The organism is Pseudomonas sp. CCI1.1 (assembly GCF_034348165.1).
Classification (GTDB): Bacteria; Pseudomonadota; Gammaproteobacteria; order Pseudomonadales; family Pseudomonadaceae; genus Aquipseudomonas; species Aquipseudomonas paracarnis.
In genome coordinates this window covers 6,616,774-6,642,320 of record NZ_CP133780.1, presented here as the reverse complement: position 1 = coordinate 6,642,320, position 25,547 = coordinate 6,616,774, and the positions used below count along the sequence as shown (strand labels likewise).

Annotated in this window: 28 protein-coding genes and 1 pseudogene; 15 read left to right on the top strand and 14 right to left on the bottom strand. The window is 59.4% G+C overall.

From position 1 onward, the window contains the following. Positions 1-55: 55 nt before the first annotated feature. Complete coding sequence (gene punC / locus RHM69_RS30395) at positions 56-1,240, bottom strand: purine nucleoside transporter PunC (protein ID WP_020301686.1); 1,185 nt, start codon at positions 1,238-1,240, stop codon at positions 56-58. A 122-nt stretch (positions 1,241-1,362) separates the two neighbouring features. Between punC and punR the strand changes: the two genes are divergently transcribed. Beyond that, positions 1,363-2,277, top strand: a complete 915-nt coding sequence (gene punR / locus RHM69_RS30390) for a DNA-binding transcriptional activator PunR (RefSeq protein ID WP_020301687.1) — start codon at positions 1,363-1,365, stop codon at positions 2,275-2,277. A gap of 131 nt (positions 2,278-2,408) precedes the next feature. Here punR and RHM69_RS30385 read toward each other — a convergent pair whose 3' ends face one another. Further along, on the bottom strand, positions 2,409-3,578 hold the full coding sequence (locus RHM69_RS30385; protein ID WP_282375338.1) for an aspartate aminotransferase family protein: 1,170 nt from the start codon (positions 3,576-3,578) through the stop codon (positions 2,409-2,411). Between the two features lie 102 nt (positions 3,579-3,680). On the opposite strand from RHM69_RS30385, the gene RHM69_RS30380 reads away from it, so the two are divergent. Then, positions 3,681-4,586 (top strand): LysR family transcriptional regulator, encoded by a 906-nt coding sequence (locus RHM69_RS30380; RefSeq protein ID WP_060767602.1) that lies wholly within the window; start codon positions 3,681-3,683, stop codon positions 4,584-4,586. On the opposite strand, the gene RHM69_RS30375 is transcribed toward RHM69_RS30380, so the two are convergent. Next, entirely contained in the window at positions 4,583-5,206 is a 624-nt protein-coding gene (locus tag RHM69_RS30375) for an HAD family hydrolase (protein WP_032902659.1), read from the bottom strand. The genes RHM69_RS30380 and RHM69_RS30375 overlap by 4 nt on opposite strands. Positions 5,207-5,498: 292 nt before the next feature. Further along, complete coding sequence (gene fabV, locus RHM69_RS30370; protein ID WP_003189732.1) at positions 5,499-6,692, bottom strand: enoyl-ACP reductase FabV; 1,194 nt, start codon at positions 6,690-6,692, stop codon at positions 5,499-5,501. A gap of 276 nt (positions 6,693-6,968) precedes the next feature. Between fabV and RHM69_RS30365 the strand changes: the two genes are divergently transcribed. The 4 genes from RHM69_RS30365 to RHM69_RS30350 all read left to right on the top strand — a co-directional run bounded on the left by RHM69_RS30365 (position 6,969) and on the right by RHM69_RS30350 (position 10,137). Beyond that, entirely contained in the window at positions 6,969-7,793 is an 825-nt protein-coding gene (locus RHM69_RS30365) for an aspartyl/asparaginyl beta-hydroxylase domain-containing protein (protein WP_019820661.1), read from the top strand. Between the two features lie 148 nt (positions 7,794-7,941). Beyond that, complete coding sequence (ppnN, locus tag RHM69_RS30360; protein WP_014717596.1) at positions 7,942-9,315, top strand: nucleotide 5'-monophosphate nucleosidase PpnN; 1,374 nt, start codon at positions 7,942-7,944, stop codon at positions 9,313-9,315. 172 nt (positions 9,316-9,487) lie between these two features. After that, positions 9,488-9,745 carry an AbrB/MazE/SpoVT family DNA-binding domain-containing protein gene (locus tag RHM69_RS30355; protein ID WP_014717595.1) on the top strand — a complete coding sequence of 86 codons (258 nt, stop codon included), beginning with the start codon at positions 9,488-9,490 and terminating at the stop codon, positions 9,743-9,745. Continuing rightward, complete coding sequence (locus tag RHM69_RS30350) at positions 9,742-10,137, top strand: PIN domain-containing protein (protein WP_102666241.1); 396 nt, start codon at positions 9,742-9,744, stop codon at positions 10,135-10,137. The genes RHM69_RS30355 and RHM69_RS30350 overlap by 4 nt, the downstream gene beginning before the upstream one ends. Positions 10,138-10,194: 57 nt before the next feature. Here RHM69_RS30350 and RHM69_RS30345 read toward each other — a convergent pair whose 3' ends face one another. Together RHM69_RS30345 and RHM69_RS30340 are read right to left on the bottom strand one after the other, a co-directional pair. Next, positions 10,195-10,524, bottom strand: coding sequence for a YXWGXW repeat-containing protein (locus RHM69_RS30345; RefSeq protein ID WP_014717593.1), 330 nt, complete (start codon positions 10,522-10,524; stop codon positions 10,195-10,197). Between the two features lie 170 nt (positions 10,525-10,694). Continuing rightward, on the bottom strand, positions 10,695-11,591 hold the full coding sequence (locus tag RHM69_RS30340; protein ID WP_019820667.1) for a LysR family transcriptional regulator: 897 nt from the start codon (positions 11,589-11,591) through the stop codon (positions 10,695-10,697). 99 nt (positions 11,592-11,690) lie between these two features. Here RHM69_RS30340 and RHM69_RS30335 point away from each other — a divergent pair, with 99 nt between their 5' ends. Next, positions 11,691-12,362: an NADPH-dependent F420 reductase gene (locus RHM69_RS30335; protein WP_102666240.1), complete on the top strand. Its 672-nt coding sequence runs from the start codon at positions 11,691-11,693 to the stop codon at positions 12,360-12,362. 64 nt (positions 12,363-12,426) lie between these two features. Here the strand turns inward: RHM69_RS30335 and mqo are convergent, their stop codons facing one another. Further along, on the bottom strand, positions 12,427-14,073 hold the full coding sequence (gene mqo / locus RHM69_RS30330) for a malate dehydrogenase (quinone) (protein ID WP_014717590.1): 1,647 nt from the start codon (positions 14,071-14,073) through the stop codon (positions 12,427-12,429). Positions 14,074-14,554: 481 nt separating this feature from the next. Here mqo and RHM69_RS30325 point away from each other — a divergent pair, with 481 nt between their 5' ends. Beyond that, on the top strand, positions 14,555-15,742 hold the full coding sequence (locus RHM69_RS30325) for an MFS transporter (RefSeq protein ID WP_014717589.1): 1,188 nt from the start codon (positions 14,555-14,557) through the stop codon (positions 15,740-15,742). Positions 15,743-16,279: 537 nt separating this feature from the next. Here the strand turns inward: RHM69_RS30325 and RHM69_RS30320 are convergent. The 4 genes and pseudogenes from RHM69_RS30320 to RHM69_RS31205 all read right to left on the bottom strand — a co-directional run. Continuing rightward, the gene (locus RHM69_RS30320; RefSeq protein ID WP_014717588.1) at positions 16,280-16,501 is read right to left on the bottom strand and encodes a hypothetical protein; all 222 of its coding nucleotides are present in this window, start codon (positions 16,499-16,501) and stop codon (positions 16,280-16,282) included. A gap of 146 nt (positions 16,502-16,647) precedes the next feature. After that, entirely contained in the window at positions 16,648-17,013 is a 366-nt protein-coding gene (locus RHM69_RS30315; protein WP_102666239.1) for a DUF6124 family protein, read from the bottom strand. Positions 17,014-17,038: 25 nt separating this feature from the next. Further along, the gene (locus RHM69_RS30310; RefSeq protein WP_032902651.1) at positions 17,039-17,290 is read right to left on the bottom strand and encodes a hypothetical protein; all 252 of its coding nucleotides are present in this window, start codon (positions 17,288-17,290) and stop codon (positions 17,039-17,041) included. Positions 17,291-17,393: 103 nt separating this feature from the next. Further along, positions 17,394-17,507: pseudogene (locus RHM69_RS31205) on the bottom strand (hypothetical protein); the annotation flags it as partial. A gap of 400 nt (positions 17,508-17,907) precedes the next feature. Between RHM69_RS31205 and RHM69_RS30305 the strand changes: the two are divergent. The 4 genes from RHM69_RS30305 to tal all read left to right on the top strand — a co-directional run bounded on the left by RHM69_RS30305 (position 17,908) and on the right by tal (position 21,035). Next, positions 17,908-18,150, top strand: coding sequence for a CopG family ribbon-helix-helix protein (locus RHM69_RS30305; protein ID WP_102666238.1), 243 nt, complete (start codon positions 17,908-17,910; stop codon positions 18,148-18,150). Next, complete coding sequence (locus RHM69_RS30300; protein WP_057710859.1) at positions 18,140-18,424, top strand: type II toxin-antitoxin system RelE/ParE family toxin; 285 nt, start codon at positions 18,140-18,142, stop codon at positions 18,422-18,424. Before RHM69_RS30305 ends, RHM69_RS30300 begins: the two co-directional genes overlap by 11 nt. 83 nt (positions 18,425-18,507) lie before the next feature. Further along, on the top strand, positions 18,508-19,494 hold the full coding sequence (dusA, locus tag RHM69_RS30295; protein ID WP_102666237.1) for a tRNA dihydrouridine(20/20a) synthase DusA: 987 nt from the start codon (positions 18,508-18,510) through the stop codon (positions 19,492-19,494). 614 nt (positions 19,495-20,108) lie between these two features. Continuing rightward, complete coding sequence (gene tal / locus RHM69_RS30290) at positions 20,109-21,035, top strand: transaldolase (RefSeq protein WP_019818234.1); 927 nt, start codon at positions 20,109-20,111, stop codon at positions 21,033-21,035. A gap of 196 nt (positions 21,036-21,231) precedes the next feature. On the opposite strand, the gene rssC is transcribed toward tal, so the two are convergent. Continuing rightward, positions 21,232-21,714, bottom strand: a complete 483-nt coding sequence (gene rssC, locus RHM69_RS30285; RefSeq protein WP_010212025.1) for an anti-sigma factor antagonist RssC — start codon at positions 21,712-21,714, stop codon at positions 21,232-21,234. Beyond that, positions 21,714-22,895 carry a two-component system response regulator RssB gene (gene rssB, locus RHM69_RS30280; RefSeq protein WP_014717527.1) on the bottom strand — a complete coding sequence of 394 codons (1,182 nt, stop codon included), beginning with the start codon at positions 22,893-22,895 and terminating at the stop codon, positions 21,714-21,716. Before rssB ends, rssC begins: the two co-directional genes overlap by 1 nt. Positions 22,896-23,171: 276 nt before the next feature. Between rssB and RHM69_RS30275 the strand changes: the two genes are divergently transcribed. After that, entirely contained in the window at positions 23,172-23,468 is a 297-nt protein-coding gene (locus RHM69_RS30275; protein ID WP_003189689.1) for a PilZ domain-containing protein, read from the top strand. A 137-nt stretch (positions 23,469-23,605) separates the two neighbouring features. On the opposite strand, the gene RHM69_RS30270 is transcribed toward RHM69_RS30275, so the two are convergent. Then, positions 23,606-24,295 (bottom strand): VacJ family lipoprotein, encoded by a 690-nt coding sequence (locus RHM69_RS30270; RefSeq protein WP_003189688.1) that lies wholly within the window; start codon positions 24,293-24,295, stop codon positions 23,606-23,608. A 195-nt stretch (positions 24,296-24,490) separates the two neighbouring features. On the opposite strand from RHM69_RS30270, the gene RHM69_RS30265 reads away from it, so the two are divergent. Continuing rightward, positions 24,491-25,099, top strand: coding sequence for a hypothetical protein (locus RHM69_RS30265; RefSeq protein ID WP_003189687.1), 609 nt, complete (start codon positions 24,491-24,493; stop codon positions 25,097-25,099). A gap of 111 nt (positions 25,100-25,210) precedes the next feature. After that, on the top strand, positions 25,211-25,477 hold the full coding sequence (locus RHM69_RS30260) for a DUF4404 family protein (protein WP_014717525.1): 267 nt from the start codon (positions 25,211-25,213) through the stop codon (positions 25,475-25,477). Positions 25,478-25,547 lie beyond the last annotated feature (70 nt).

The window sequence follows — 25,547 nt, the reverse complement described above, 5'->3', positions numbered from 1 at the left end:
TGATACACCGCTATCGCAGGCAAGCCAGCTCCCACACTTTGATCGTATTGTCAGCTCAGGCGTTGGCCAGTTCGGAAGAATTGCCCTTCGGCCGTGCCAACCAATACCCCAACACCGCCAGCGGCGCGGTCGCCAGCATCACAATCACCGTGATCAACAGCGGTTGCTCGATCATCGACGACACCAATAGGCTGGCCAGGAAGCACAGGCCCAACTGCAGGGTGTTTTGCAGGGCCGCCGCCTTGCCGGAATTTTCCGCAAAGGGCATCAGCGCATTCGCCACCACAATCGGGTAGCTGGCGCCGTTGCACAGCGCCATCAGGCAGAACGGGATCAACAAGGTGGTCAGGGTCGGCACACTCAAGGTGGCCACCAGGTACAACGCCACCATGCTCAAGCAATAGGCGACCAGCAACCACGGCAGCAGGGTTTTCCCCGGCAGGCGCTGCAAGGCGCTGCGGCAACTGTAGCCGCCAACGAGAAACGCCAGGGTCGGCAGCACGTAGCTGAGGCCAATGTCATTCGGGCTGTAACCCATGCCACCGAGGATGAACGGCGAGGCGGTCAGCCAAGCGAAGAAGCTGGCCGAACAGGCGGCGAAGATCATCACATTGCCGGTAAACACCCGCGAGGTGAGCAATTGCCCATAGCCCAGGCGCACCGGGCTGCCCTTGTGCTCCGAACGCTTGGGCACGTTGCACAGAAATAACGTCGGCAACAACAGCAGCAACGACACCACCAGCAACACGCCGAAGATCGCCTGCCAACCAAAGTGATTGAGCACCATGGCACCCAACAGCGGAGCCAGGGCCGGAGACAGCGACATCAACGGCATGATGCTGGCGAAGACGCGATGAGCCTTGTCGGCCGGGTAGCGATCAATCACCAAGGCCTGCCAACTGACGGCGGCGGCACACACGCCAATCGCCTGCATAAAGCGCAGGGCCAGCAGTTGCGGCGCGCTCTGAACCCAGAACATGCCCAGGCAACCGAGCACAAACAGGCTCAGGCCCGCGATCAGAATCGGTTTGCGCCCCAGGCGGTCCGAGAGCGGCCCCCACAGCAACTGCCCCAGCGCAAAGCCGGCAAGGAAAATACTCAAGCTGGCGCCCACCGCGCCAGCACCAATGTTCAACTGCTCGCCCATGGCGCCAAACGCCGGCAAGTACATGTCCATGGCCAGATAACCGAGCATGCTCAGCCCCGCCAGATACCAGGTAAAACCAAAAGAATTTTTCATCGAAGCCTTGTAGATACTGCCATCAAACTATTTGCTGACTGGCGCCCATTATGAAGCTGACAATATCTGTGTGAAGCGATAATAATTGGACACTCTTATCAATAATTTTGAAGGCATTACCTATGTGGTCGGAATATTCCCTGGATGTGGTCGACGCCGTTGCCCGTCACGGCAGCTTCAGCGCCGCCGCCCAGGAACTGCACCGCGTACCGTCGGCCATCAGCTACACCGTGCGCCAGCTTGAAGAATGGCTGGCCGTGCCGCTGTTTGTGCGGCGGCATCGCGACGTAGAACTGACCCCCGCCGGCCGTTTGTTTATCGACGAAGCCCGCGGCGTGATGAAAAAAATGCTCGGCACCCGGCGCCTGTGCCAACAGGTGGCCAATGGTTGGAGCGGCCAGTTGAAGGTGGCCGTGGACTCCATCGTCAAACCCCAGCGCTGCCGGCAGTTGGTGCTCGACTTCTATCGGCAGTTTCCCGAAGTGGAATTGCTGCTCGAATACGAGGTGTACAACGGCGTGTGGGATGCGCTGGCGGATGAACGCACCGACATCGTGATCGGCGCCACCAGCGCGGTGCCGGTGGCCAGCCACTTCAGCTTCCGCGACATGGGCCTGTTGAACTGGCTGTGCGTGGTCAGCGCCCGGCACCCCTTAGCTGCGGTGGAAGGTTTACTCAGTGATGACCAACTGCGCCCCTTTGCCTCGCTGTGCATGACCGACACCTCACGCAACCTGCCCAAGCGCGACACCTGGACCCTGGATAACCAGCGTCGCCTGGTGGTGCCCAACTGGGCGTCGGCTCTGGATTGCCTGCGCGATGGCCTGTGTGTAGGGATGGCACCGGCCCATCAGGTATTGCCATGGATCGAGCGCGGGGACTTGGTCGCGCTGCAGTTGAGCCGGCCATTTCCGGCCAGCCCGTCGTGTGTGGCGTGGGCGCAGAACAAGCTGTCGCCAGCCATGGCGTGGTTGCTGGAATACTTGGGCGATACGGAGACCATGAACCAGGAATGGCTGAATGGCCCCTCCCTCTGATCGTTCCCACGCTCCGCGTGGTAACGCTGCCCTGGACGCTCCGCGTCCGCTCTTAAGGCGTGACGCAGAGCGTCACAGGAGGCGTTACCACGCAGAGCGTGGGAACGAGCATCGCCCCCTTCCGCACTTTTTCAGTCCAGTAGGCGGGTGATGGCTCGCACGATCATTTCTACTTCCTTGCCTTGCAACGTCAGCGGCGGCAACAGCCGAATGATCTTGCCCCGCGTGACGTTGATCAACAGCCCATGCTCCTGCGCCGCCCGTTGGGCCAGGTCACGGTAAGGGCTTGCCAGTTCAATGCCGATCATCAAGCCCTTGCCACGAATCGCCCGCACCTGCGGATGGTCCTCCAACTCCATGCGTAAACGCGCCAGCAAGTGTTCGCCCTGGCGTGCGGCGTTTTCCAGCAAGCCTTGCTCCTGGATAATCTCCAGCACCGTACACCCGACGCGACACGCCAGCGGGTTGCCACCAAAGGTGCTGCCATGGCTGCCGGGGGTGAACAGCTCAGCGACGCCAGCGCGGGCCAGGCAGGCGCCGATGGGCACGCCATTTCCCAGGCCTTTGGCGAGGGTCATTACGTCCGGCACGATGCCTTCGTGCTGGAAGGCAAACCAGGTGCCGGTGCGCCCGATGCCGGTCTGGATTTCGTCGAGCATCATCAGCCAGCCGTGGCGCGTACAGTGCTCGCGCAGGGCTTTGAGGTAGCCCGACGGCGCCACCAACACACCACTTTCACCCTGGATCGGTTCAAGCAGCACCGCCGCGATGCGCGTGCCGAACTGTTCGGTGACCGCCTCCAGGGCCGCCATGTCGCCAAAGCCAACCTTGATGAAATCGCCGGGCAGACGCTGGAACCCCAGGCGCACCGACGGCCCGTCGCTGGCGGCCATGGTGCCTAGCGTGCGGCCGTGGAAGGCGTTCTCCATCACCACCACCAGCGGCTGTTCGATGCCTTTTTTCCAGCCATGCAAACGCGCCAGCTTCAGCGCCGTCTCGTTGGCCTCGGCGCCGGAATTGTTGAAGAACGCGCGGTCCAGCCCGGACAGTTGGGCCAGGCGCCGGGCCAATTGTTGTTGCCAGTCGATGCTGTAGAGGTTGGAGGTGTGCAGCAGCAAGCCGGCCTGTTCGCTGATGGCCGCCACTAACCTGGGGTGGGAATGACCAACATTGGTCACCGCCACGCCGGCCACGGCGTCCAGGTATTCGCGGCCCTGTTGGTCCCACAGGCGCGTGTCAAGGCCGCGAGTGAAGCTCAGGGCCAGGGGTTGATAAGTGCTCATCAGGCAGGCGGCGGTCATGGTGGCGGCTCCAGTGCATCGTTGCGGTGGATCAAGTATGGTTAACCACCCTCGCTGGATAAACGCAGAATTACTGCAATAACTTTAAACCAGGGCTTGATAATGGATCTGTTCCAGGCAATGTCGGTGTACGTGAAAGTCGTCGAGACCGGCAGCATGACCGCCGCCGCGCAGGAATGCGGGATTTCGACCACCATGGTGGGCAACCATCTGCGAGCGCTGGAACAACGGCTTGGCGTCAGCTTGCTCAAACGCACCACGCGCAAACAGAACCTCACCGAATTTGGCGGGCAGTATTATCAGCGCTGCCTGGAAGTGCTGGGGCTGGTGGCCGACTCGGAGCTACTGGCCGAGCAGGTCCACAGCGAAACCCCCAAAGGCAGCCTGCGCATCACCGCGCCGCCAGTGTTCGGCACCGAACGCCTGGTGCCGGCCTTGAGTGAGTTTTCCCAGCGCTACCCCCTTATCGACCTGTACGTGGTGCTGAGCAATGAGCGCATGGACCTGGTCGACAGCGGTTTTGACGTGGCGATTCGTCTCGGCGAACTGGAAAGCTCCAGCCTGATCGCCCGGCCTCTGCAGGCCTATACCCTCACCCTTTGCGCCTCCCCTGCCTACCTGGCGCGACGCGGCACACCGCACACCCCGGATGACCTGCAGCAGCATGACTGCCTGGCATTCGCCTACCCCGCGAACGACAACTGGCGCGACACCGATAAACTTTGGCGCATGACCGGCGATGAAGGTGGGGTGGAGGTGCCGGTGTCTGGCTCATTGACCATCAACAGCTCCCAAGGCTTGCGTCAGGCCGCCATCAACGGCATGGGCATCATTATGCTGGCCGATGCCCTGGTGCAACCGGACCTGGAGAGCGGCAAGCTGGTGGCCTTGCTGACCACCTATAAACTGCCCAGCCGCCCCATGCACCTGATGTATCGCCAAGACCGCTACCGCCTGCCCAAGCTGCGGGCGTTCGTCGACTTTGTAATGGAGAAATGGGCGCGCTAGAACGCCACGCCCAACTCGCGCAAACGCGCGGCGGTGCGCTCGGCCGATACATGGTGAATGCCCTGCCAGCCCAATGCGATGGCGGCCTCGATATTGCCGGCGACGTCGTCGATGAACACCACTTCACTGGCTTGGATGTCTGGCAGGTGTTCACGCACCTGACTGAGGCTGGCGTGGTAGATCGCCGGGTCAGGCTTGATCAGCTTCACCTCGCCAGACACCAAGATGTCGCGAAAACGCTTCAGGAACGGGTAGTTGGCCCGGGCGTAAGGGAAGGTTTCAGCCGACCAGTTGGTAAGCCCGAACAGCGGCATCTCAACCTGGTGCAACGCTTCGAGAATCGCCACGCCCTCGGGTAATTCAGCACGCAGCATTTCGGGCCAGCGCTCGTAATAAGCCTGGATCAGGGTCTTGTGTTCGGGGTATTGGGCAACCAGGGTGCGGGTGGCTTCAGCCAGGGAGCGACCGGCATCTTGCTCGGTGTTCCAGGCCTGGGTGCAGATGGTGTCGAGGAACCACTGGCGCTCGACGTCGTTGGCAATCAGCTTGCGGTACAGATGCTGCGGGCTCCAGTCGAACAGGACACCGCCGAAATCAAAAACTACTGCACGAATCGTCATCAGATCCTCCGTTAGCGTGGCTTGATAGCTGCTGGAGTCTGACAGATCTAAAAGAGGGAGGCGTAAGAAGGGGCTGAAAAGAAAGAGGGAGTAGGCACAGCCAAATTGAGCGAACGCAATGCTCAAAGCAACGAAGATCACATGTGGGAGCTGGCTTGCCTGCGAAAGCGGTCGTGCAGTCACAGATGCCGCGACTGACGCACCGCCTTCGCGGGCAAGCACGCTCCCACAGGGGATTTGCGTTAACTGACTGACATCAGAGCAAGCCAGCTCCCACCTTATTGACCGGGTTTTAAGCTTGAATCAGCCCGTTGATTTTGACGGTCGGGTTCACATCCGCGTCGTAATCCACGCCGTCGACCTCAAAGCCAAACAAGCGCAGGAACTCGGCCTTGTAACCGGCAAAATCGCTGATCTCGTTGACGTTGTCGTCGGTCACCTGGTTCCACAGCGCGGCCACGGCGTCCTGGACCTTCGGTTCCAGCTCGGCCAGGTCGGCACGCAGGCGGCCATCGGCGTCGAGTTTCGGCTGGCTGCCGTACAGGCTGTCCTTGAACAGGCCGTAGACCTGCTCGATGCAGCCTTCGTGGGTGCCCTGCTCTTTCATCACCTTGAACAGCAGCGACAGGTACAGCGGCATGATCGGGATTGCCGAGCTGGCCTGGGTAACCACGGCCTTGAGCACCGACACACGGGCGTCGCCCTTGAGCGCAGCGAGGTTTTCGCGCAGGGTCAAAACTTTCTTGTCCAGGTCTTTCTTGGCTTCGCCGATGGAGCCGTTCCAGTAGATGTCCTGGGTCAGCTTCTCACCCAGATAGGTGAACGCCGTCGTCTTGGCGCCTTCGGCCAATACATCGGCGTCACGCAGGGCGTCGATCCACAACTGCCAGTCTTCGCCGCCCATGACCTTCACGGTACCGTCGATTTCTTCCTGGGTCGCAGGCTCAAGCGTGGTGTCGACCACCACGCCCTTGTCGGTGTTGATACCGCGCAGGGTCACGGCCTTGCCGATTGGCTTGAGGGTGGAGTTGTGCACCACGCCTTGCGGGTCGGTACGGCGTGGGGCGGCCAGGCTGTAGACCACCAGGTCGATCTTGCCCAGGTCTTTCTTGATGGTTTCGATGGTCAGGCGCTTGATTTCGTCGGAGAACGCGTCGCCGTTGATGCTCTTGGCGTACAGGCCTTTTTCCACAGCAAACTTCTCGAACGCCGCGCTGTTGTACCATCCGGCGGAGCTCAGCTTGCCTTCTTCGCCTTCTTTCTCAAAAAACACGCCCAGGGTGTCGGCGCCGCAGCCAAACGCAGCACTGATGCGCGCGGCCAGGCCGTAGCCGGTGGAGGCACCGAGGACCAGTACCTTTTTAGGGCCGCCCTCGATGACGCCGTTTTTGGTTACGTAGTCGATCTGCTCTTTGACGTTCGCTTCACAGCCAACAGGGTGAGCGGTCACACAGATAAAGCCACGAACCCGCGGTTTGATGATCATAAAAATTTCTGCCTCTTCCAAGGTGCCGAAGGCCAATAGTGGCCATTCAACTTCAATCGTACCGGTCTATGACGCCTGAAAAACCGAAGCGTCACGATAGTCGCAAATCTTCTGTTCTCAAAATTCAATCCACAAAACGTCGGAGCCTGCACGGTAACGGTTACAAATTGTGCAGTGGCTTCACAATTTCGCCCTATTTAAAAACGCCTGCCGGTGTCAGAAAGCCCTATGATGACGATATTGTTTCAATATATTTCGGCTTTGGAGCCTCGTTTCATGAGCAAAAATGCTGTCGGCAAAAAGCTGGTGTCCCTGGCGTGGGCGCTCGGCGTTCTGCTGTTGATCTATTGTTTCCCGCGCAGTTGCCTGGTGTTTCTGCTGTTGGTGGTGTGCTGCGGCGTTTATGACTTCCTGCGTAACGGCCTGTACGACCGCGACACCATCAAGAAGTATTTTATCGGCAACGGTCGTAATACCTGGGTGCTGGCACCGTTCAACACCCTGCTCGACCTGCTGAGCAGCCGCAACCGGCATGTCTATACCCTGCAAGACCTGCCGCCGGCCTGGCGCGAAGACCTGCAACAGGTGATCGACGACGCCATGGCCCGCAAGGATGAAATCATCAGCTACCTGGACGAACGCATGGCCGAGAAGAAACGCGGCATGTTGTTTTTCCAGTGGTACGGCCGCCCGATCGAAACCACCCTGGATATCCCGCAGCTGCGCAAGAAACTGCCGTTCGTGAAAACCATCGGCGTCTCGGTGTTCAACGAGAACCGCTCGACGTCGTTCCACTTCGGCCCCCTGCGCATGATGTTCCGTGTGCTCTACAACATGGCGCCGGCACCGCACCATGAGGGCGTGTATATCCAGGTGGGTAAGCACAAGCACTACTGGCACGACGACCCGCTGTTTATCTTCGATGACACGCTGATGCACGCCTCCTTCAACAAAAACGACGCCAAACGCTACTGCCTGTTCATTGATATTGTGCGCCCGACCCTGCTGCCCTCGGTGCTCAACGCCGTGATCGCAGGGTTTGCCGGCCTGGTCTTTACCCTGCGTCGGGTTTTCTACAAAAACTGGAAGCTGATTCAGTAAGTTCTGCGGCATGATGGTGTTGGACGGCATTTGCGCTAGGCCTTGCGCCTGAGGTAAATAACCGTCTCGTGCGACCTTAATTGGCGCTCACCCTTCTCAAGCCATCGCCCCCAAACGGGCGCGGTGGCTGTGCTTTCAAGGAATCAGAATGCCCCAACGTCAAGTCATCAACGCCTCCGTCAGCCCCAAGGGCAGCCTCGAAACCCTGTCCCAACGTGAAGTGCAGCAACTGAGCGAAGCCGGTACCGGCAGCATCTACACCCTGTTCCGCCAATGCGCCCTCGCGATTCTCAACACCGGCGCGCATATCGACAACGCCAAGACCATCCTCGACGCCTACAAAGACTTTGAAGTGCGTATTCACCAGCAAGACCGCGGCGTACGCCTGGAACTGCTCAACGCCCCGGCCGATGCCTTTGTCGATGGCGAGATGATCGCCAGCACCCGCGAGATGCTGTTCAGCGCCCTACGTGACATCGTCTACACCGAGAACGAGCTGGACAGCCAGCGTATCGACCTGAGCAACTCCCAAGGCATCACCGACTACGTGTTCCACCTGCTGCGCAACGCCCGTACGCTGCGCCCGGGTGTGGAGCCGAAGATCGTGGTGTGCTGGGGCGGCCATTCGATCAACACCGAAGAATACAAATACACCAAGAAAGTCGGGCACGAACTGGGCCTGCGCAGCCTCGACGTGTGCACCGGTTGCGGCCCAGGCGTGATGAAAGGCCCCATGAAGGGCGCGACCATTTCCCACGCCAAGCAACGCATCACCAATGGCCGTTACCTAGGCTTGACCGAGCCAGGCATCATCGCCGCCGAAGCGCCGAACCCCATCGTCAACGAGTTGGTGATTTTGCCGGACATCGAAAAACGCCTGGAAGCCTTCGTGCGTGTCGGCCACGGCATCATCATCTTCCCCGGCGGCGCCGGTACGGCCGAGGAGTTCCTGTACCTACTGGGCATCCTCATGCACCCGGACAACCGCGACCTGCCGTTCCCGGTGGTGCTTACCGGGCCCAAACATGCCGCGCCTTACCTGGAACAATTACACGCGTTTGTCGGTGCCACCCTGGGCGAAGCGGCACAGAAGCATTACCAGATCATCATCGACGACCCGGCCGAAGTGGCCCGCCAGATGACCACCGGCCTCAAGGCGGTGAAGCAATTCCGCCGCGAGCGTAACGACGCGTTCCATTTCAACTGGCTGCTGAAGATCGACGAAGGCTTCCAGCGCCCGTTCGACCCCACCCACGAAAACATGGCCAGCCTGCAACTGAGCCACGCACTGCCGCCCCATGAATTGGCGGCCAACCTGCGCCGGGCGTTCTCGGGGATCGTGGCGGGTAACGTCAAGGACAAGGGTATTCGCCTGATCGAGGAGAACGGCCCGTATGAGATCCACGGCGACCCGGCGATCATGAAACCGTTGGATGAATTATTGAAGGCGTTCGTGGCCCAGCACCGCATGAAACTGCCGGGCGGCGCGGCGTATGTGCCGTGCTATCGCGTGGTGCAGTAAGCCAGCGGCGGTCGGTCATAGTTTGTATTCGTTTGGGACATAGCAACGCGTGTGAGGAACAAGAGTTCGGACTAGGGTTTTACTATTCCAACTCATTCACCTCAGCGAGCGACCTATGGACCAACGGATATTGTCCTCCGTCATTCCTTACCCTAAGGTAAGGAATATCACGATGGAGATCTTCACTATGGCCACCGCCACACTCACTTCAAAAGGGCAAATCACCATCCCTGTTCAGGTCAGGACAGCCCTGGGGCTGGAAACAGGCGACCGGGTGGAATTCGTCGAAATGGAAGACGGCAAGTTTTCCATGATTGCCGCCAGCAAAACCGTCAAGGACCTCAAGGGTTTGATCCGCAAGCCCGCCCATGCCGTGTCTATCGAAGACATGAACCGCGCCATCGCGGCCCAGGGAGCAAGCGCTGGATGATCGGCCTGGATACCAATGTGCTGGTGCGTTATGTGACCCAGGATGACCCGGTTCAATCCGCCAAGGCGTCCCAACTGATCGAATCGCTCACCGCCGCCTCACCAGGTTTTGTCAGCCTGGTGACGCTTACGGAACTGGTGTGGGTGTTGCAGTCCTGCTACCAGTCGGCCAAAAGCGATGTGGTAACGGTACTGGAAACCTTGCTGCACACACGGGAACTGACCGTCGAGCACGCCGATATCATCTGGCAGGCCCTGCGCAAGTTCACCGCAAGCAAAGCGGACTTTGCCGACTGCCTGGTTGAACGCTGTGGCCATGCGGCCGGTTGCGAGTACACCGCCACGTTTGATCTGCACGCAGCCAAGGCAGCAGGGATGAAACGGCTCGGTTAGAGCGGCTTTTTTGTAGGAGCGAGCAAGCTCGCGCCTACAGAGGGAGAGGAAGTTGGGCTAGCGAACCCAACCGCCGATCTGCCAGTGGTAGCCATCATTACGCTGCACCCAATGCGGGTGTACATAACGATACCCCTGGCGCACCGGTTCCCAATGGCCGTGCACTGCCACATAGCGCCCACCTTCCCAGCGCCAGTAACCGCGTGACCAGATATAACCTTCGCGCACCGCCGGCTCGACTTCAATCACCTGCACCGGCGGCGGTTGCGGCGCCACCACATCCACGTACTCGTGTTGCACCGGCCTGCGCTCATGCACAACACGCTCTTGCACACACCCGGAAGCCGCGACCACCATGGCGGCCAATGCTGCATAACGTAGCCACATACAAAACCCTCGGGCGCACACGCCCAACACCTGCATCAGAAAGAAGTCCTTCCTTTGTTGCAGCCGGGCCCTGCTTGGGCCTGGGTTATTTTTAACAGGAGATGTCTGTCAGATGGCTGAACCTGTAGATCTTTAGCGTGCCTCCCGGCGACCGCCACGGTGGTGCTCCTTCATACCGGACCAAAACGTCCCAGCACAGTCTCGACAAAGCAGCGCAACTTGGCGGTACGCTGGCGGTTTGCGGTGTAGACCAAATGCATCGACCGACTCGGAGCCTCAAACTCCGGCAACACCCGCACCAACTCGCCACTCGCCAACGCCGTTCGCAGAAAGTCTTGCGGGCCGAGCACAATGCCAAAACCATCCAATGCCGCCGACATCAATGCCCGGCTTTCATTGATGAGCAAACGGCTGGCCACTCGTACCTTGTAGGAAACCGTGCCCTGGAAAAACACCCACTCTCGATCCGCCGGACGCGATGAAAAGGCGTACCCCAGGCACTCATGACGCTCAAGATCTGCCGGCTTCTGCGGTGTGCCTCGCGCCATCAGGTAAGCCGGTGCAGCGCAGGCCACCAACCGATACGGTGCCAAAGGTCTCGCAGTGAGGCCGCTCGTGCCCAACGGACCAATGCGAAACGCGGCGTCGTAGCCCTCCTCCACCAAGTCGACGAAACGATCCGTCAGGTGCAAATCGACTTCTACCTGTGGGTTTTCACGTAAAAACCCGGTGATCAACGGCATCAGGCTGTAGGAGCCAAAGGTCACCGGGGCGGTGACTTTCAGCTTGCCACGCGGCGTGTCGTTCATGACCTGTGCCAGGGCGTCGGCGGCCTCGGCCTCCGTCAGGATATGTTTGCAGCGTTCGTAATACTCCCCTCCCAGTTCAGTCAGGCTTTGTCGACGGGTTGTGCGGTTGAGCAATCGCGCGCCCAGGCGTTGTTCCAACGCGGTGACATGCTTGGCCACCATCTGCGGCGACATGCCCAAGCGTTCGGCGGCCCTCGCATAGGAGCCTAATTCAGCGGCTATCACGAAGGCGTTCATGCTTGACAGGCGATCCATCATTCCCCACTCCCAGTAACAACACCCACATCAAAATGACGATTTATCACGTTATGGTTGCTAATCATCATAGCCACTTCCTACTTCCACTGGAGCAAGCACATGAAGATTGGCGTGATTGGAGCAGGTTTTATCGGGCGTGCCGTGGCGCAACTGGCGCTTGCCGCCGGACATAACGTGATGCTGAGCAATTCCCGCGGCCCACACACCATGAGCAGCGTGGTGAGCGGCATACTCGGTGTGCAAGTGGGCAGCGCAGATGACGCCGCCAGGTTTGGTGACCTGGTACTGGTGGCGATCCCCCTGGAGCACTACCGCAGCGTCCCCGCCCAATGGCTGGAGGGCAAGACAGTGATGGACGCCAACAATTACTACCCCGATCGTGATGGGCATATCCCGCCACTGGACCGGTTTGAAACCACCACCAGCCGATTGCTGGCTGACCATTTGCCGCAATCACATGTGGTGAAAGTATTTAATGCGATCTTCGCCCCAGACCTGACGCAGGATGCCCGCCCGCACGGCGCGCCTGACCGCCGCGCATTGCCAGTGGCAGCAGATGACGCGACGGCAAAGGCGCAAGTGATGACGTTACTCGACCAAATGGGTTTCGATGCCGTGGATGCTGGAGGGCTGGATGAAAGCTGGCGATTCGAGCGGGCTAAACCGGCGTATTGCGTACCCCTTAACCAAGCGGGCTTGAAGGCGGCGCTGGCAGCGGCCGAGCGTACGGTTGAGCTGCCTCCGGTGGAGCGACACCCGCCGCGCGCCTGATCGTTAGCGCACAAAAAAGCCCGCTGACCGTCACCGGTTCAGCGGGCTTTTTCGTGGGTGTTGCTTACAGCGCCAGATCAGACGCCGGCTTGCTTGGCTCAGCCGCAGGCTTGGCAGCCTCGGTAGCCTGTGGAGCAGCCAGTTGCGGGATCGCAGGTGGCGGGGTCAGTTGCAGCACACCGGCAGTGTAGGCCCATTCCTTGGCAACAGCTTCAGGGCTGTCGTTCAGCTTGGTGCCGTAGCTTGGCACGATCTGGTGCAGTTTTTCCTGCCAGGCCGGGCTGGCTACTTTGTCCTTGAACACCTTTTGCAGCACGGTCAGCATGATCGGAGCCGCGGTGGACGCGCCTGGCGATGCACCCAGCAGGCCTGCGATGGTGTTGTCGGCAGAGCTGACCACTTCGGTACCCAGCTTCAGCACGCCGCCTTGCTCTTCATCACGCTTGATGATCTGCACGCGCTGGCCGGCTTGCCACAGGCGCCAGTCGGACTGCTTGGCGTTCGGGAAGTACTCTTGCAGCGCCTTGAAGCGGTCATCATCAGACAGCATCAGTTGGCCGGCGAGGTACTCGACCAGTGGGTATTCACGAATACCGACTTTGGTCATCGGCCAGATGTTGTGGGTGGTGGTGCTGGTCAGCAGGTCCAGGTACGAGCCTTCCTTCAGGAACTTAGTCGAGAAGGTCGCGAATGGGCCAAACAGAATCACGCGCTTGCCATCCAGCACACGGGTGTCCAGGTGCGGAACCGACATCGGTGGCGAACCTACCGAAGCCTTGCCGTAAGCCTTGGCCAGGTGCTGCTCGGCGATGGTCGGGTTCTCGGTCACCAGGAACGAACCACCCACCGGGAAGCCTGCGTATTCCTTGGCTTCAGGAATGCCCGACTTCTGCAGCAAGTGCAGGGCACCGCCGCCGGCGCCGATGAACACGAACTTGGCGTCGGTTTCAGTCTTGGTGCCGTCTTTGAGGTTTTTGTAGCTCACACGCCACGAACCGTCGTCGTTGCGGGTGATGTCCTGCACTTCGCTCGACAGCTTCAAGTCAAACTTCGGCGTGGTTTGCAGGTGAGCGACGAACTGGCGGGTGATCTCGCCGAAGTTCACGTCGGTACCGATCGGGCTCCAGGTGGCCGCGATTTTCTGGTTGGGATCACGCCCTTCCATCATCAACGGAACCCACTTGGCGATTTGCGCCGGGTCTTCGGAGTACTGCATGCCAGCGAACAGCGGGCTGGCCTTCAGGGCTTCGTAGCGTTTTTTCAGGAACTTGATGTTGTCATCGCCCCACACAAAACTCATGTGCGGAGTGGAGTTGATGAACGAACGCGGGTTCTTCAACACGCCCTGCTGAACCTGCCAGGACCAGAACTGACGGGAGATCTGGAACGCTTCGTTGATCTCGACCGCTTTCGGGATCTCAACGTTGCCGTTCTTGTCTTCCGGGGTGTAGTTCAGCTCAGCCAGGGCCGAGTGACCGGTACCGGCGTTGTTCCAGCCGTTGGAGCTTTCTTCGGCCACGCCATCGAGGCGCTCGACCATCTCCATGGACCAGTCCGGTTCCAGCTCATTGAGCCAGACACCCAGGGTTGCACTCATGATGCCGCCGCCGATCAGCAGCACATCGACTTTCTTTGCCTCTTCCGCGTGAACGGACGTGATCCCCATCGACAAAGCCAGCCCCAGCAGGGCAGTGTTTACTTTTTTAAACATTAGTAGCACCTATGATAAAACGCCATCCGCCCTACCGCCCCCGATCATGAGTAACCCTCGTTCACGCTACGTCAGGCAACGTACCGCGGGGTCTGCACAGTCACATAAAGGCTGCAGGGTGGGCACACAAGGCCGATGGATCGACCTCACTGTTATGTCCCTTCTGCGCTGACTTCTTATCATTATTGGCTTCAGCTACCTGGGCGACAGCCAACCGCTGGGACGTATACGGGTGTACGCACCAAGGAAAGACTAGCCCAAGACGGCGCGCAGAATATCACGCTAAACAGCGTTTATGCGCCGTTTGGCCAATTGACAGGCCTAAATCGCGGCTTTTAATGCTCCCCTGTCAAGCCTGGCAGCCGCGACCTGCGGTCACAGGCGTGGAACTCTGCCGAAAATGGCGGTTCTAGACACCTTCGTCGCGGCTTGCGTAGCATCGACGACGTCCTTCGTGCACACCCTCCACTCAGAGTTACCCATGACAATCCAGCAAACACCCGGGCACGTACTGCCCGCGCGCAGCGCCGCCAAAATGGAAGCGGCCATGGCCGTGGGCGCCTTCGCGATCGGCACCGGCGAATTCGCCATCATGGGCCTGATGCCCGACATCGCCCAGAACCTGGGCCTGAGCGAACCCCAGGTGGGCCACGCCATCAGCGCCTACGCCCTGGGCGTCATGGTCGGCGCCCCACTGCTGGCCATCCTCGGCGCCAAGCTGCTGCGCAAACACATGCTGCTGTTGCTGATGGGCCTGTACGCCCTGGGCAACTTCGCCACCGCCTTCACCCCCACCTTCGGCTCGCTGGTGGCCTTCCGCTTTATCAGCGGCCTGCCCCACGGCGCCTACTTCGGCATCGCCGCCGTGGTCGCCTCCAGCATGGTACCCACCGACAAACGCGCCGGCGCCGTAGCCCGCGTGATGATGGGCCTGACCCTGGCCATGCTGCTGGGCAACCCCATCGCCACCTTCCTCGGCCAACACCTGGGCTGGCGCTCGGCCTTCGCCCTGGTCAGCGTGATCGCCCTGCTCACCATCGCCCTGGTCTGGCAATTCGTGCCCCACCGCCACGACGAACAACGCAGCGACCCGCGCAAAGAACTGCGCGCCTTCACCAAACCCCAGGTCTGGATGGCCCTGTCCATCGGCGCGATTGGCTTTGCCGGGATGTTCTGCGTATTCAGCTACCTGGCGCCGACCATGCTGGAAGTGACCAAAGTCTCGCCGCAGTGGATTCCCTTTGGCCTGGCCGCCTTTGGCGTGGGCGGCATCATCGGCAACATTGCCGGTGGCAAACTGTTTGATCGCATGCAGTTTCGGGCGGTGGGTTTGATATTGGTATGGTCGATGGCCGTGCTGCTGTTCTTCCCCTTCGCCGCGTCTTCGCTGTGGGGCGTGCTGCTGAGCATGGGGTTGGTGGGCACCATGGTCGCGTTGGCGGCACCGTTGCAGATTCGCTTGATGGACATCGCGCATGAAGCGCCGAGCCTGGCGGCAGCATCGAACCATGCGGCGTTCAACCTGGCGAATGCGCTGGGGCCGTGGTTTGGGGGGATGGCGATTACAGCTGGCCTCGGCTGGACCAGCACCGGCTACATCGGCGCAGCGACAGCGCTGGTGGGCCTGGGCCTCTACCTGATCGCCCGGCGTATGAAAGGCGGCCATTAACGGCGCGCCTAATACCGATCAGCTACGCGAACACAATATTCCACACAACGAAGATCCAATGTGTGGAGCTTGCCTACGAAAGCATTGGTTCAGTTATAGATCCAGTGACTGACACGCCGCCTTCGCGAGCAAGCCCGCTCCCACAGGGATCTGGGCCGGGCGCTGATTTTGTGGGCGCTACATGGGCACTGTGGGAGCTGGCTTGCCTGCGATAGCGGTATATCAGTGACAGATGAATTAATTGACCCACCGCCATCGCAGCATAAATATCTACACAACTTCGGCGCGACGCTGCACCTGTGGCGAGGGAGCTTGCTCCCGTGACGCCCTGACAGCCGACGCTTATATCCCTGACTCCCACGCTCCAACTGTGGGAGCGGGCTTGCTCGCGAAGACGGCCCGACAGCCGACGAAAATGCGGGATCAGACCGCGTACCTATCCGTTACTCAGGCAACGGCTACTTAGCGTTCCACCCCAACGGCTGCTCACTTTGCAAAGCAGCAAAGCAAGCGAAACACTCTCGCCCCACCACCCCATCAATCATCATGCAACAACCCCGAACCATACTCCCCATAACTACTCCCCAACCCACTGCCACCAAAATTCATCTTCGCGGCTTTGTTGGGGCTATGGTCACCAAACGCCTGGCACCCGCCTGAAAAGCACGGGTCGCTGTTGGTCACGCTCGATGAAGATGAACAAGCGCTCAACAGCAACGTGCCGGTGATCATCACAAGTTTGACGAGGTTCGAGATCATGGTTTCAGTTCCCTATGGGCTGGAGGCGCTGGGGTCCTCTCTCAGTAGGGGATCGTAGACCTCAACGGCGCAGGGAGTTATGAAACTTTGCTGGGTGACAGCATGAGTTCAGGTTGCCGCCTTGGGTGAGGCGGCAGGGTTGGTTATCAGGCTTTGACTGAGGCGGTTACAGGCGCAACCTGCTCCTGGGCTCGGTCAACGAGCAGCGAGCTCAACTCGATTAACTGCTGGATGCCCAGGGCGATGGCACGCTGGGAGTCGTCGAGATCGAACGCCAAAGTGGCGGCCATTTCGTTGGCGGCTGCGAGGTTTTCGGCGGCGTTGGCCAGGAGGGTTTCGGGGTCGATGGTTGGGTTTACGAGGAATAGGTTGTTGCTTGGGTGTTCGGCGGACGCAGCGTCGTCCGATGGGGGCAAGTGATGATGGATTGCTCGCTGGGCTGCGGCTTGAAGCTTGGGGTCGACGGGCGATGCGGTTTGGTCAAGTGAAGAACTGCGTGTGTTGTTGCGCATGGCGAAGCTCCAATATTTTCGGGAGTTAAAACGCCTTAGCAATACGGACTTCCACCTCCGGCCGCTGGGTTTGCAGCGACCTCAGAAGGTTAGCGGCGGGTGGTCCGACGGGCAAGCTCTGAGAAACGTAGGAAAACTCCCAAGAAGTGTTGTGGTTTTGCGCCGCAATATCTTTACTTCCGTTGTACGGGCCAGTGAAAACTCCATTTCTTACGCCGCTCATTTGGGCTTTTTTAAAACCGGATGTCCAAGGCTCATAAGCTTCAGCACCCGGCATCCAACCTCCTTCGTGCAAACAAAAAAGGAACAGATTTATTTATGTTATCGCTGAAAAAAGCTAATCACGAGACAGCAATAAGCCAAATCGGTGGCTTATTGCCTTAGGCCTTCAGCTCATCTGGCGTGGGCGTCTTGAGCCAATCGGCCAAGCGGCATTCATTCGCGTTTTGCCAGCCTAGCCCGAAAGCGCAGAATCGCTCCAGCACGTCAGCGTCAAAACGAACTTTGAAGTGCTCTTTGGTTACTGCCGATTGCCCCGCTTGGGCTTGAGCATTTCCTTCGCCTGAGCTTTACCAAACAATCCCACAAGCACCTCGCTCGCTGGTTTGGCCTTAGAAAAGTCCTCAGCCGGCCATTCCGGGTTCACTGCATCAACCCTTTCAGAACGGGAGTTTCTGGTCATTATTTTTGCCCCCCCAGTTTGTTGGCTTCACGAAAGCCGATGACGTGAACCGCGTCACTCAAGGGCAGATATCGAAGCCAGACTACGGTACTTAATTTTGAGTAGGCAGCGAAAAGCAATTCACTTCCAGATACACCTCACGACGGACTGCTGAGTCAACCAAGCACATCAAGGTGTAAGATGCCCCACAACCGTCCACCATCGAGACCGCCATGACTGGGATATCCCTAAACCTGCCGGAAGACCTGTCCAACTCTCTCGCCGACTTGGCCAAAACCAACGGCCAGACAGCGAGCTACCTAGCAATGGATGTTCTTCGCGACTACATCGAGCACGAAAAAACGCTAACCGCTCAGATCGAGCTGGCGATAAAAAACGCCGACGAAGGCAAATTCGCCACTGATGACCAAGTGGCAGCCATGCGCGCTAGGCGCTGGAGCAAGAATGCGGGTTGAGTGGCTTGAAAAAGCACTCAAAAATCTGGAAGACGAAGCGAATTATATCGCTCTCGAAAATCCAAAAGCCGCTGACGACTTCTCGGATGCCATTTTCGCCAGCGTCGACAGGCTGGCTCAGTTTCCTTCTATAGGACGCGAAGGTCGGGTGAAACATACCCGCGAATGGGCAGTCCCCAACTGGTCCTATCTGATCCCGTATAGAGTGCGGGGTGATCGGCTGCAGATCCTTGGCGTATTCCACACACGGCAACGTCCTCGTTCGAAGTGGTAATGCGCGCAAGACTTGCCTCACCGGCACCCAAGATCCGTTCCTGATAAACTGCGCCCCATTCGTCTCGCTGACTCAGATCCCCCATGCCCCTACAAACCGCCCCACTCTCCCGCCGCTTCTCCGTCGCCCCCATGATGGACTGGACCGACCGCCACTGCCGGTTCTTCCTACGCCTGCTCTCCAAACACGCCCTGCTCTACACCGAGATGGTCACCACCGGCGCTATCCTCCATGGCGACCACGACCGCTTCCTGCGCCACAACGAAGCCGAGCACCCGCTTGCGCTGCAATTAGGCGGCAGTGTTCCGGCTGATCTGGCCGCCTGCGCCCGTATGGCCGAGGCCGCCGGTTACGACGAGGTGAACCTGAACGTCGGTTGCCCCAGCGACCGGGTGCAGAACAACATGATCGGCGCGATCCTCATGGCGCACCCTGCCCTGGTGGCGGATTGTGTGAAGGCCATGCGCGATGCGGTGTCGATCCCGGTGACGGTGAAGCACCGTATCGGTATCAATGGGCGGGACAGTTATGCCCAGTTGTGTGATTTCGTCGGGACTGTGAAGGATGCCGGTTGCACCAGTTTTACCGTGCATGCGCGGATTGCGATTCTGGAGGGCTTGTCGCCCAAGGAGAACCGGGACATTCCGCCGTTGCGTTATGACGTGGCGGCGCAGTTGAAGCGGGATTTTCCGGAGTTGGAGATTAATCTCAACGGTGGGATCAAGACGTTGGAGCAGTGCCAGGCGCATTTGCAGACGTTTGATGGGGTGATGTTGGGGCGAGAGGCTTATCACAATCCGTATTTGCTGGCGGAGGTGGATCAGCAGCTGTTTGGCAGCACCGCGCCTGTGATCACCCGCGCTGAGGCGTTGGCGCAGTTGCGTCCGTATATAGCCGAGCACTTGGCGACAGGTGGCTCGATGCATCACATTACGCGCCATGTTCTGGGGCTGGGGACCGGTTTCCCGGGGGCGCGTAAGTTTCGGCAGTTGTTGTCGGTGGATATTCATAAGGCGAGTGATCCGTTGGCGTTGCTGGATCAGGCGGGGGAATTGTTGGAGGGGCGGTGACGGGTCGGGTGTCAGTGGGGATATTTGGGGCTGACAGGCTGCTTTCGCGAGCAAGCCCACTCCCACAGTTTTGAGCGATGTGTGTCAGGTGAATATCATTGGCTGGGCTGGCGTCATCGCAGGCAAGCCAGCTCCCACAGTTTGACTGATGGGGGTCAGGTGAATATCAGTGGCTGGACTGGCGTCATGCAGGCAAGCCAGCTCCCCACAGTTTGACTGATAGGGGTCAGATGAATCTCAGTGGCTGGGCTGGCGTCATCGCAGGCAAGCCAGCTCCCACAGTTTGACCGATGGGGGTCAGGTGAATATCAGTGGCTGGGCTGGCGTCATCGCAGGCAAGTCAGCTCCCACAGTTTGACCGATGGGGGCTAGGTGAATCTCAGTGGCTGGGCTGGCGTCATGCAGGCAAGTTGGCTCCCACAGTTTGATCGGAGGGCATCGAGCAGTTGGGGGGAACCTGTCGGCGATTCTGGCCTCCTAGTTAGCACCACGGCCGGTAATTCAAACGGCTGTTTCCAGGTTATTGCCCTCGCAAACGACCTAACGCATTTGCGCCCTTGAGCGCCTGCCAGCGCTCGGGTAATGTCATCAGACCCACAGGACAGAGCACGCCCATGACTTCCAAGCTGGAACAACTCAAGCAATTCACCACCGTCGTAGCCGATACCGGCGATTTCTCCACGCTCGCCAAGCTCAAGCCGCAAGACGCGACCACCAACCCTTCCCTGCTGCTCAAGGCTGCGTCGATTCCTGGCTATGCCAAGCTGCTGGATGAGTGTGTGCAGGACTGCAACGGCGATGTGGGCCTGGCCAGTGACCGCTTTGCGGTGGCGGTGGGTCAAGAGATTCTCAAAGTCGTGCCGGGCCGTATTTCCACTGAGGTGGATGCGCGTCTGTCGTTCGACGAGGCCGCGATTCTCAAGCGTGCGCACCGTCTGATCGACCTGTACGACAAGGCTGGGGTTGGCCGTGACCGCGTGCTGATCAAGATCGCCTCCACCTGGGAAGGCATCCGTGCCGCCGAGAAGCTGGAAAAAGAAGGCATCCAGACCAACCTGACGCTGCTGTTCTCGTTTGCCCAGGCCGTGGCTTGTGCTGAAGCGGGTGTGTTTTTGATTTCGCCGTTCGTGGGCCGTATCTACGATTGGTACAAGAAGGCCAATGGCAACGATTACACCGGTTCCGATGATCCGGGCGTGCAGTCGGTGACGCGCATTTACAACTACTACAAGGCCAACGGCTACAAGACTGTGGTAATGGGTGCGAGCTTCCGTAACCTCAGCCAGATCGAGGAGCTGGCCGGGTGTGACCGCCTGACCATCAGCCCGGACCTGCTGGAGAAGCTGGCGGCGGATGAAGGCAAGCTGGAGCGCAAGTTGGCGCCAGGCCATGCCGGTGAGGCGCGGGTGCATATGACTGAAGCGCAGTTCCGTTGGGAGTCCAACGAGGATGCGATGGCGACTGAGAAGCTGGCAGAGGGCATTCGCCAGTTTGCGCGGGACCAGGAGAAGCTGGAGGCGTTGTTGTCGGCCAAGCTGTAAAGGCAGATAGCGGCAAAAAGGGCGGTACCTGTGAGGGTGCCGCCCTTTTTTGTGCGTCGGTGTCACCGCCGCCCTATGTGGGAGCTGGCTTGCCTGCGATAGCGGTGGGCCAGTCAACACTTCATCGACTGACACTGCGCAATCGCAGGCAAGCCAGCTCCCACATTGGACTGTGTGTGTTTGAGCAGGGAAGCTGTTAGTGCCGCTCGAGTGCGTTGACGAGGTCGTGGAAGGCTTCGCGGTTGGACTCGTTGAGGCCCATCAGGATCTTGTGCGCTTCCAGCACCTTGACCCGTACGATCTCTTCGGACTGGTCCTGGGACGGCAGGTCGGTGAGGCATTCCGGGCACGGGATTGGGCGATCAACGATGTTGAACACCTGGTCAAAGCCCATGGACTGCAACAGACGAGTGATGTCTTCATGGGTGGTGACCACGGTCGGCAACAGGCCGACCTTCTGCCGCGACAGAATGGACAACTTGGCCAACAGGCCCAGGGTGGTGCTATCGATGCTGCGCGTTTCGGTCAGGTCGATCACGATCGCCGAGAAGTTCAGCGCGGTGAAGATCCGCTCGATCGTCGCATCCAGGGCCGAACACAAGGTCAGGCGCACTTCACCGACAAATTTCAGGACGAAGGTCCCGTCTTGCTCGGCGAATTGGATTCTTCCGGTACTCATCAAAGATTCCTGCTCAACACCAATAGGGCGATATCATCCGGCATCTCCCCTAGCGTGGCCAATCCAAAAACCTGCCGCAGGCCATCCAGGCTGCCGCCCGCCGACTTGACCTTTTGGGGCAAGGCGGCTTCTTTCTCTTTGAGTGTAGGCTCTGGCAAAAGGTCCAGGATGCCGTCGGACATCAGCGTCAGGCTGAAAGTCGGCGGCAGTTCCAGGATGTGGTCTTCGTAGGTGGCTTCGTTAAACAAGCCTACGGGCAGGCCACGCCCTTCCAGGTAGCGCACACTGTCAGGAGTGTACAAAACAGGCATCGGCAGGTGACCGCCAATGCTGTAGGTCAAAAGACCGGTTTCTTCGTCGATCACGCCGCCGACCATCGTCACGTGCTTGCCCAGCTTGCAGCTGATCAGGCCCCGGTTGATGTGGCCCAGCACCTCGGAGGGGGTGAACTCCGGCAAGGTGCCATTGCGCTTGGACTCGAACAACAGCCGTGTGGTCATGAACTTCAACAACACGGTGACAAAAGCCGAAGACGCGCCGTGGCCGGAAACGTCGGCCAGGTAGAAAGCAACGCGGCGCTCATCGACGCGGAAATAGTCGACAAAATCACCCGACAGGTACAACGACGGGATGATCTGGTGGGCAAACTTGAATTCGTCAATCGTCCAGGGGCTCACCGGCAGCATGTTCATCTGCACCTGGCGACCGGCGTTCTGGTCTTCCTGCAGCAGGTTCAGGCTGGCTTCGAGCTCGCGGTTGGCGGTCTCGAGCTTTTCGCGGTAGCGCTGGTTTTCCAAAAGCAGGCGTGCACGGTCCAGGGCGCGGCGCACCGAGTGCTCCAGCACAGCCAGGTCTTCCAGGGGCTTGATCAGGTAATCGGCGGCGCCCAGGCGCAGGGCTTCGACGGCGTCGTTCATGACACCGGCACCGGACACGACAATCACCGGCGTTTGCGGGGCAAGGTCGGTCACCTGGCGAATCAGCTCCAGGCCGCCCATCTGGGGCATGCGCAGGTCGCAGATCACAAGGTCGGGCTTGTCGCGCTCGAATACCTGGAGACCCTGTTGGCCATTACTGGCCTGCAGGACGCTGAAGCCACTGTCTTCCAAGTAGGCCGCGAGGCTCGCGCGCACTACTTCGTCGTCATCGATTATCAGCAGCGTGGCACTGGTTTTTTGCATGTGGGCAAACGGCGCCAGAATTAGGTTGGCGTAGGCGGCTCGGCAATGGCCGGGCTCACGTACTGGATTCGCTTTCTAGCCTCTCTGTCCTACAAAGCATTGGGATTTGGCCCATGCACAACGGTAAAGCAGAGGTGCCCTTCTAAGGCGCAGACGGTACTCCCATCCGTGAGGGGTTTCAAGCTCATGCCGATGGTCGCCGGGCGTCTTTACACCGCAAATCACCGGGAGTTATAAGAACCCTCACAACCACAACGCAAAGTAAGGATGGATGCTGTGAGCGAACACGAGCGCGACTACGCCGAAAAACGCGATTTCATCCGCATGCGAATAGATGCCGATGTGTCTTTGATCCATGCCGGGCAGGAGATTGCCGGTACCTGCGTGGACCTCTCCAGTTCCGGCATGCAGGTGCAGGCACCTCGCCAGTTCACGGTGGGTGACCTGCTGACCGTGCGCATCGACTCAGAGCACGCCGCGCTCAGGGGTCTTGAAGCGGATACCGAGGTGGTGTGGACCAAGGCAGTAGGCGATGACCAGCATCTGGGCCTCAAGATTCTGAAAATGCGCTAACGCAGCATCCATCCCCTGTGCAAGGGTGACGCGGAGCGTCACGGGATGCGTTCCCACGCGTAGCGTGGGGAACGATCAGCGCGCACAAAAAAGGCGACCCTATAAAGGTCGCCTTTTTCATTTCAAAACGTCACGGCTTAAAAGTCGTCAACGACCTTGCCGTCCTTGACCTTGAACTCGCGGTTCTGCAGGTAAGCGTTACGAATGAAGGTGTACTTGTCGCCGCTGATCAGCTTTTCGCTGTCGAGCAGGCTGGCGCGCACGTCGACAACGTTGAGGCCGAAGGTGCTGTTACGCCAGCCGATGTCGTTCATGTAGCGGTACGGCTGGGTGTAGCTGTCGACGTATTTGGACGGCGCATCACGCAAGGTGCTTGGGCCCAGCAACGGGATCATCACGTACGGGCCGCTGCCCACGCCCCAGTAGCCGAGGGTTTGGCCGAAGTCTTCATCGCTGCGCTGCAGCCCCATTTTGGTGCCGACGTCGATAAAGCCCAGAACGCCAAATGTGGTGTTGACCAACAAGCGGGCGGTGTCGACGCCTGCATTGTGCGGCTTGAGTTGCAGCACGTTGTTGGCCAGGTTGCCGACATCACCGATGTTGCGGAAGAAGTTGTGAACGCCATCCTGCACAAATTGTGGGGTGACGAACTGATAGCCCTGGGCGATTGGCTTGAGGGCATAGGTGTCAACGGTGTCGTTGAAGGTGAAGATGGGGCGGTTGACGCTTTCCCATGGGTCATCTTCCGAGGCCGCTTGGGCTGCGAAAGGCGCCAACAGGATGGTGGCACACACCGATAGCTGAGCGAAGTACTGGCTCCAGCGCATAGCTTTTGCTCCTTGAATGGTCTGTCATGGGCGCTATGCCCTGAATAAGGCTGTCAGTATATGACGGAAGTGCCGATTTAGGCAGCTACCTAGAATCGTCTTAGGGAAAATGCACAAAATTCCTACAAATATCGACAGTGTCATCCCCTTGTCATGCCGCCCCGATAGCGTGGCAGCTATTTCAGGGACGTTCAGATGCCACACGCCGAGATTGCCGTCGCCGCCGCCCCCTCATTGACCGCCGTGTTATTTGGCCTGAGTGGCTGCCTGGTGGATTTTGGTTCCCTGGCGCGCACCGACTCACCTTGCGCCGACGCCGAGGCCACGCCAGGCGCGTTGAAAATCCTGCGCAGTCTCAAAGAACAAGGCGTGCCCTGCGCCTGGCTGGACGAACTGCCTCCCGCCGTGACCACGCCACTCTGCGCCGGCCTGCCTGGCTGGCTCAAGGCGGCCTCGCCCTCCTCCATTCGCTGGCCCGCGCCCCACGCTTGCTGGCAAGCCCTGATGGAGTTGAACATCGAACGCCTGGAAGGCTGCGTACTGGTCAGCGGCGAGCCGCGCCTGCTGCAATCGGGCCTGAATGCCGGTTTGTGGACCATCGGCCTGGCCTCCTGCGGTTCGCTCTGCGGCCTGTCGCCCCAGCAATGGCAGGCGCTGACCGAGCAGCAACGCGAACACAAGCGCGGCAAGGCCACGGTGGCGCTCTATGGCCTGGGTGTGCATTCGGTGATCGACCACCTCGGCGAACTCGGCACCTGCCTGGCCGACATCCGCCTGCGCCAACTCAAGGGCGAGAAGCCCTGATCGAGATCATGCACAGTTGGCCGCAGTGGATTAATCTACAGGTCAGCCCGTAGACCTTTCACGGCGTGCCGCGGTCTATGCCAGTGCCTATCGATAAAAGGAAAGAACGTCATGCCTGATCGCGAGAAGTTACAACAGCAGGCCGATATTGTGCGTGAGCAACTGGAGAATCATCCCGAGTTGCCCGCCGAGAAACGTCAAGCATTGGAAGAGTTGATCGCCAAATTCGAAGTCCAGTTGGAAATGGAACCGGCCACCCAGACGCCCAGCATCGCTGACGATGTGAACCGGGCAGTGGAAGGTTTTGAACTGGACCATCCAGGCATTGCCGGGACGTTGCGCAATATCGTGCTGACCCTTGGCAATATCGGCATCTAACACGAGCCCAAGCCAAACACAAAACCAAATGTGGGAGCTGGCTTGCCTGCGATAGCGGTGTATCAGTCAC

Excerpts from the sequence above, each read along its gene's own strand:
- punC (WP_020301686.1), bottom strand. The coding sequence starts at position 1,240 with ATGAAAAATTCTTTTGGTTTTACCTGGTATCTGGCGGGGCTGAGCATG.
- punR (WP_020301687.1), top strand. The coding sequence starts at position 1,363 with ATGTGGTCGGAATATTCCCTGGATGTGGTCGACGCCGTTGCCCGTCAC.
- RHM69_RS30385 (WP_282375338.1), bottom strand. The coding sequence starts at position 3,578 with ATGACCGCCGCCTGCCTGATGAGCACTTATCAACCCCTGGCCCTGAGC.
- RHM69_RS30380 (WP_060767602.1), top strand. The coding sequence starts at position 3,681 with ATGGATCTGTTCCAGGCAATGTCGGTGTACGTGAAAGTCGTCGAGACC.
- RHM69_RS30375 (WP_032902659.1), bottom strand. The coding sequence starts at position 5,206 with ATGACGATTCGTGCAGTAGTTTTTGATTTCGGCGGTGTCCTGTTCGAC.
- fabV (WP_003189732.1), bottom strand. The coding sequence starts at position 6,692 with ATGATCATCAAACCGCGGGTTCGTGGCTTTATCTGTGTGACCGCTCAC.
- RHM69_RS30365 (WP_019820661.1), top strand. The coding sequence starts at position 6,969 with ATGAGCAAAAATGCTGTCGGCAAAAAGCTGGTGTCCCTGGCGTGGGCG.
- ppnN (WP_014717596.1), top strand. The coding sequence starts at position 7,942 with ATGCCCCAACGTCAAGTCATCAACGCCTCCGTCAGCCCCAAGGGCAGC.
- RHM69_RS30355 (WP_014717595.1), top strand. The coding sequence starts at position 9,488 with ATGGAGATCTTCACTATGGCCACCGCCACACTCACTTCAAAAGGGCAA.
- RHM69_RS30350 (WP_102666241.1), top strand. The coding sequence starts at position 9,742 with ATGATCGGCCTGGATACCAATGTGCTGGTGCGTTATGTGACCCAGGAT.
- RHM69_RS30345 (WP_014717593.1), bottom strand. The coding sequence starts at position 10,524 with ATGTGGCTACGTTATGCAGCATTGGCCGCCATGGTGGTCGCGGCTTCC.
- RHM69_RS30340 (WP_019820667.1), bottom strand. The coding sequence starts at position 11,591 with ATGATGGATCGCCTGTCAAGCATGAACGCCTTCGTGATAGCCGCTGAA.
- RHM69_RS30335 (WP_102666240.1), top strand. The coding sequence starts at position 11,691 with ATGAAGATTGGCGTGATTGGAGCAGGTTTTATCGGGCGTGCCGTGGCG.
- mqo (WP_014717590.1), bottom strand. The coding sequence starts at position 14,073 with ATGTTTAAAAAAGTAAACACTGCCCTGCTGGGGCTGGCTTTGTCGATG.
- RHM69_RS30325 (WP_014717589.1), top strand. The coding sequence starts at position 14,555 with ATGACAATCCAGCAAACACCCGGGCACGTACTGCCCGCGCGCAGCGCC.
- RHM69_RS30320 (WP_014717588.1), bottom strand. The coding sequence starts at position 16,501 with ATGATCTCGAACCTCGTCAAACTTGTGATGATCACCGGCACGTTGCTG.
- RHM69_RS30315 (WP_102666239.1), bottom strand. The coding sequence starts at position 17,013 with ATGCGCAACAACACACGCAGTTCTTCACTTGACCAAACCGCATCGCCC.
- RHM69_RS30310 (WP_032902651.1), bottom strand. The coding sequence starts at position 17,290 with ATGCCGGGTGCTGAAGCTTATGAGCCTTGGACATCCGGTTTTAAAAAA.
- RHM69_RS30305 (WP_102666238.1), top strand. The coding sequence starts at position 17,908 with ATGACTGGGATATCCCTAAACCTGCCGGAAGACCTGTCCAACTCTCTC.
- RHM69_RS30300 (WP_057710859.1), top strand. The coding sequence starts at position 18,140 with ATGCGGGTTGAGTGGCTTGAAAAAGCACTCAAAAATCTGGAAGACGAA.
- dusA (WP_102666237.1), top strand. The coding sequence starts at position 18,508 with ATGCCCCTACAAACCGCCCCACTCTCCCGCCGCTTCTCCGTCGCCCCC.
- tal (WP_019818234.1), top strand. The coding sequence starts at position 20,109 with ATGACTTCCAAGCTGGAACAACTCAAGCAATTCACCACCGTCGTAGCC.
- rssC (WP_010212025.1), bottom strand. The coding sequence starts at position 21,714 with ATGAGTACCGGAAGAATCCAATTCGCCGAGCAAGACGGGACCTTCGTC.
- rssB (WP_014717527.1), bottom strand. The coding sequence starts at position 22,895 with ATGCAAAAAACCAGTGCCACGCTGCTGATAATCGATGACGACGAAGTA.
- RHM69_RS30270 (WP_003189688.1), bottom strand. The coding sequence starts at position 24,295 with ATGCGCTGGAGCCAGTACTTCGCTCAGCTATCGGTGTGTGCCACCATC.
- RHM69_RS30265 (WP_003189687.1), top strand. The coding sequence starts at position 24,491 with ATGCCACACGCCGAGATTGCCGTCGCCGCCGCCCCCTCATTGACCGCC.
- RHM69_RS30260 (WP_014717525.1), top strand. The coding sequence starts at position 25,211 with ATGCCTGATCGCGAGAAGTTACAACAGCAGGCCGATATTGTGCGTGAG.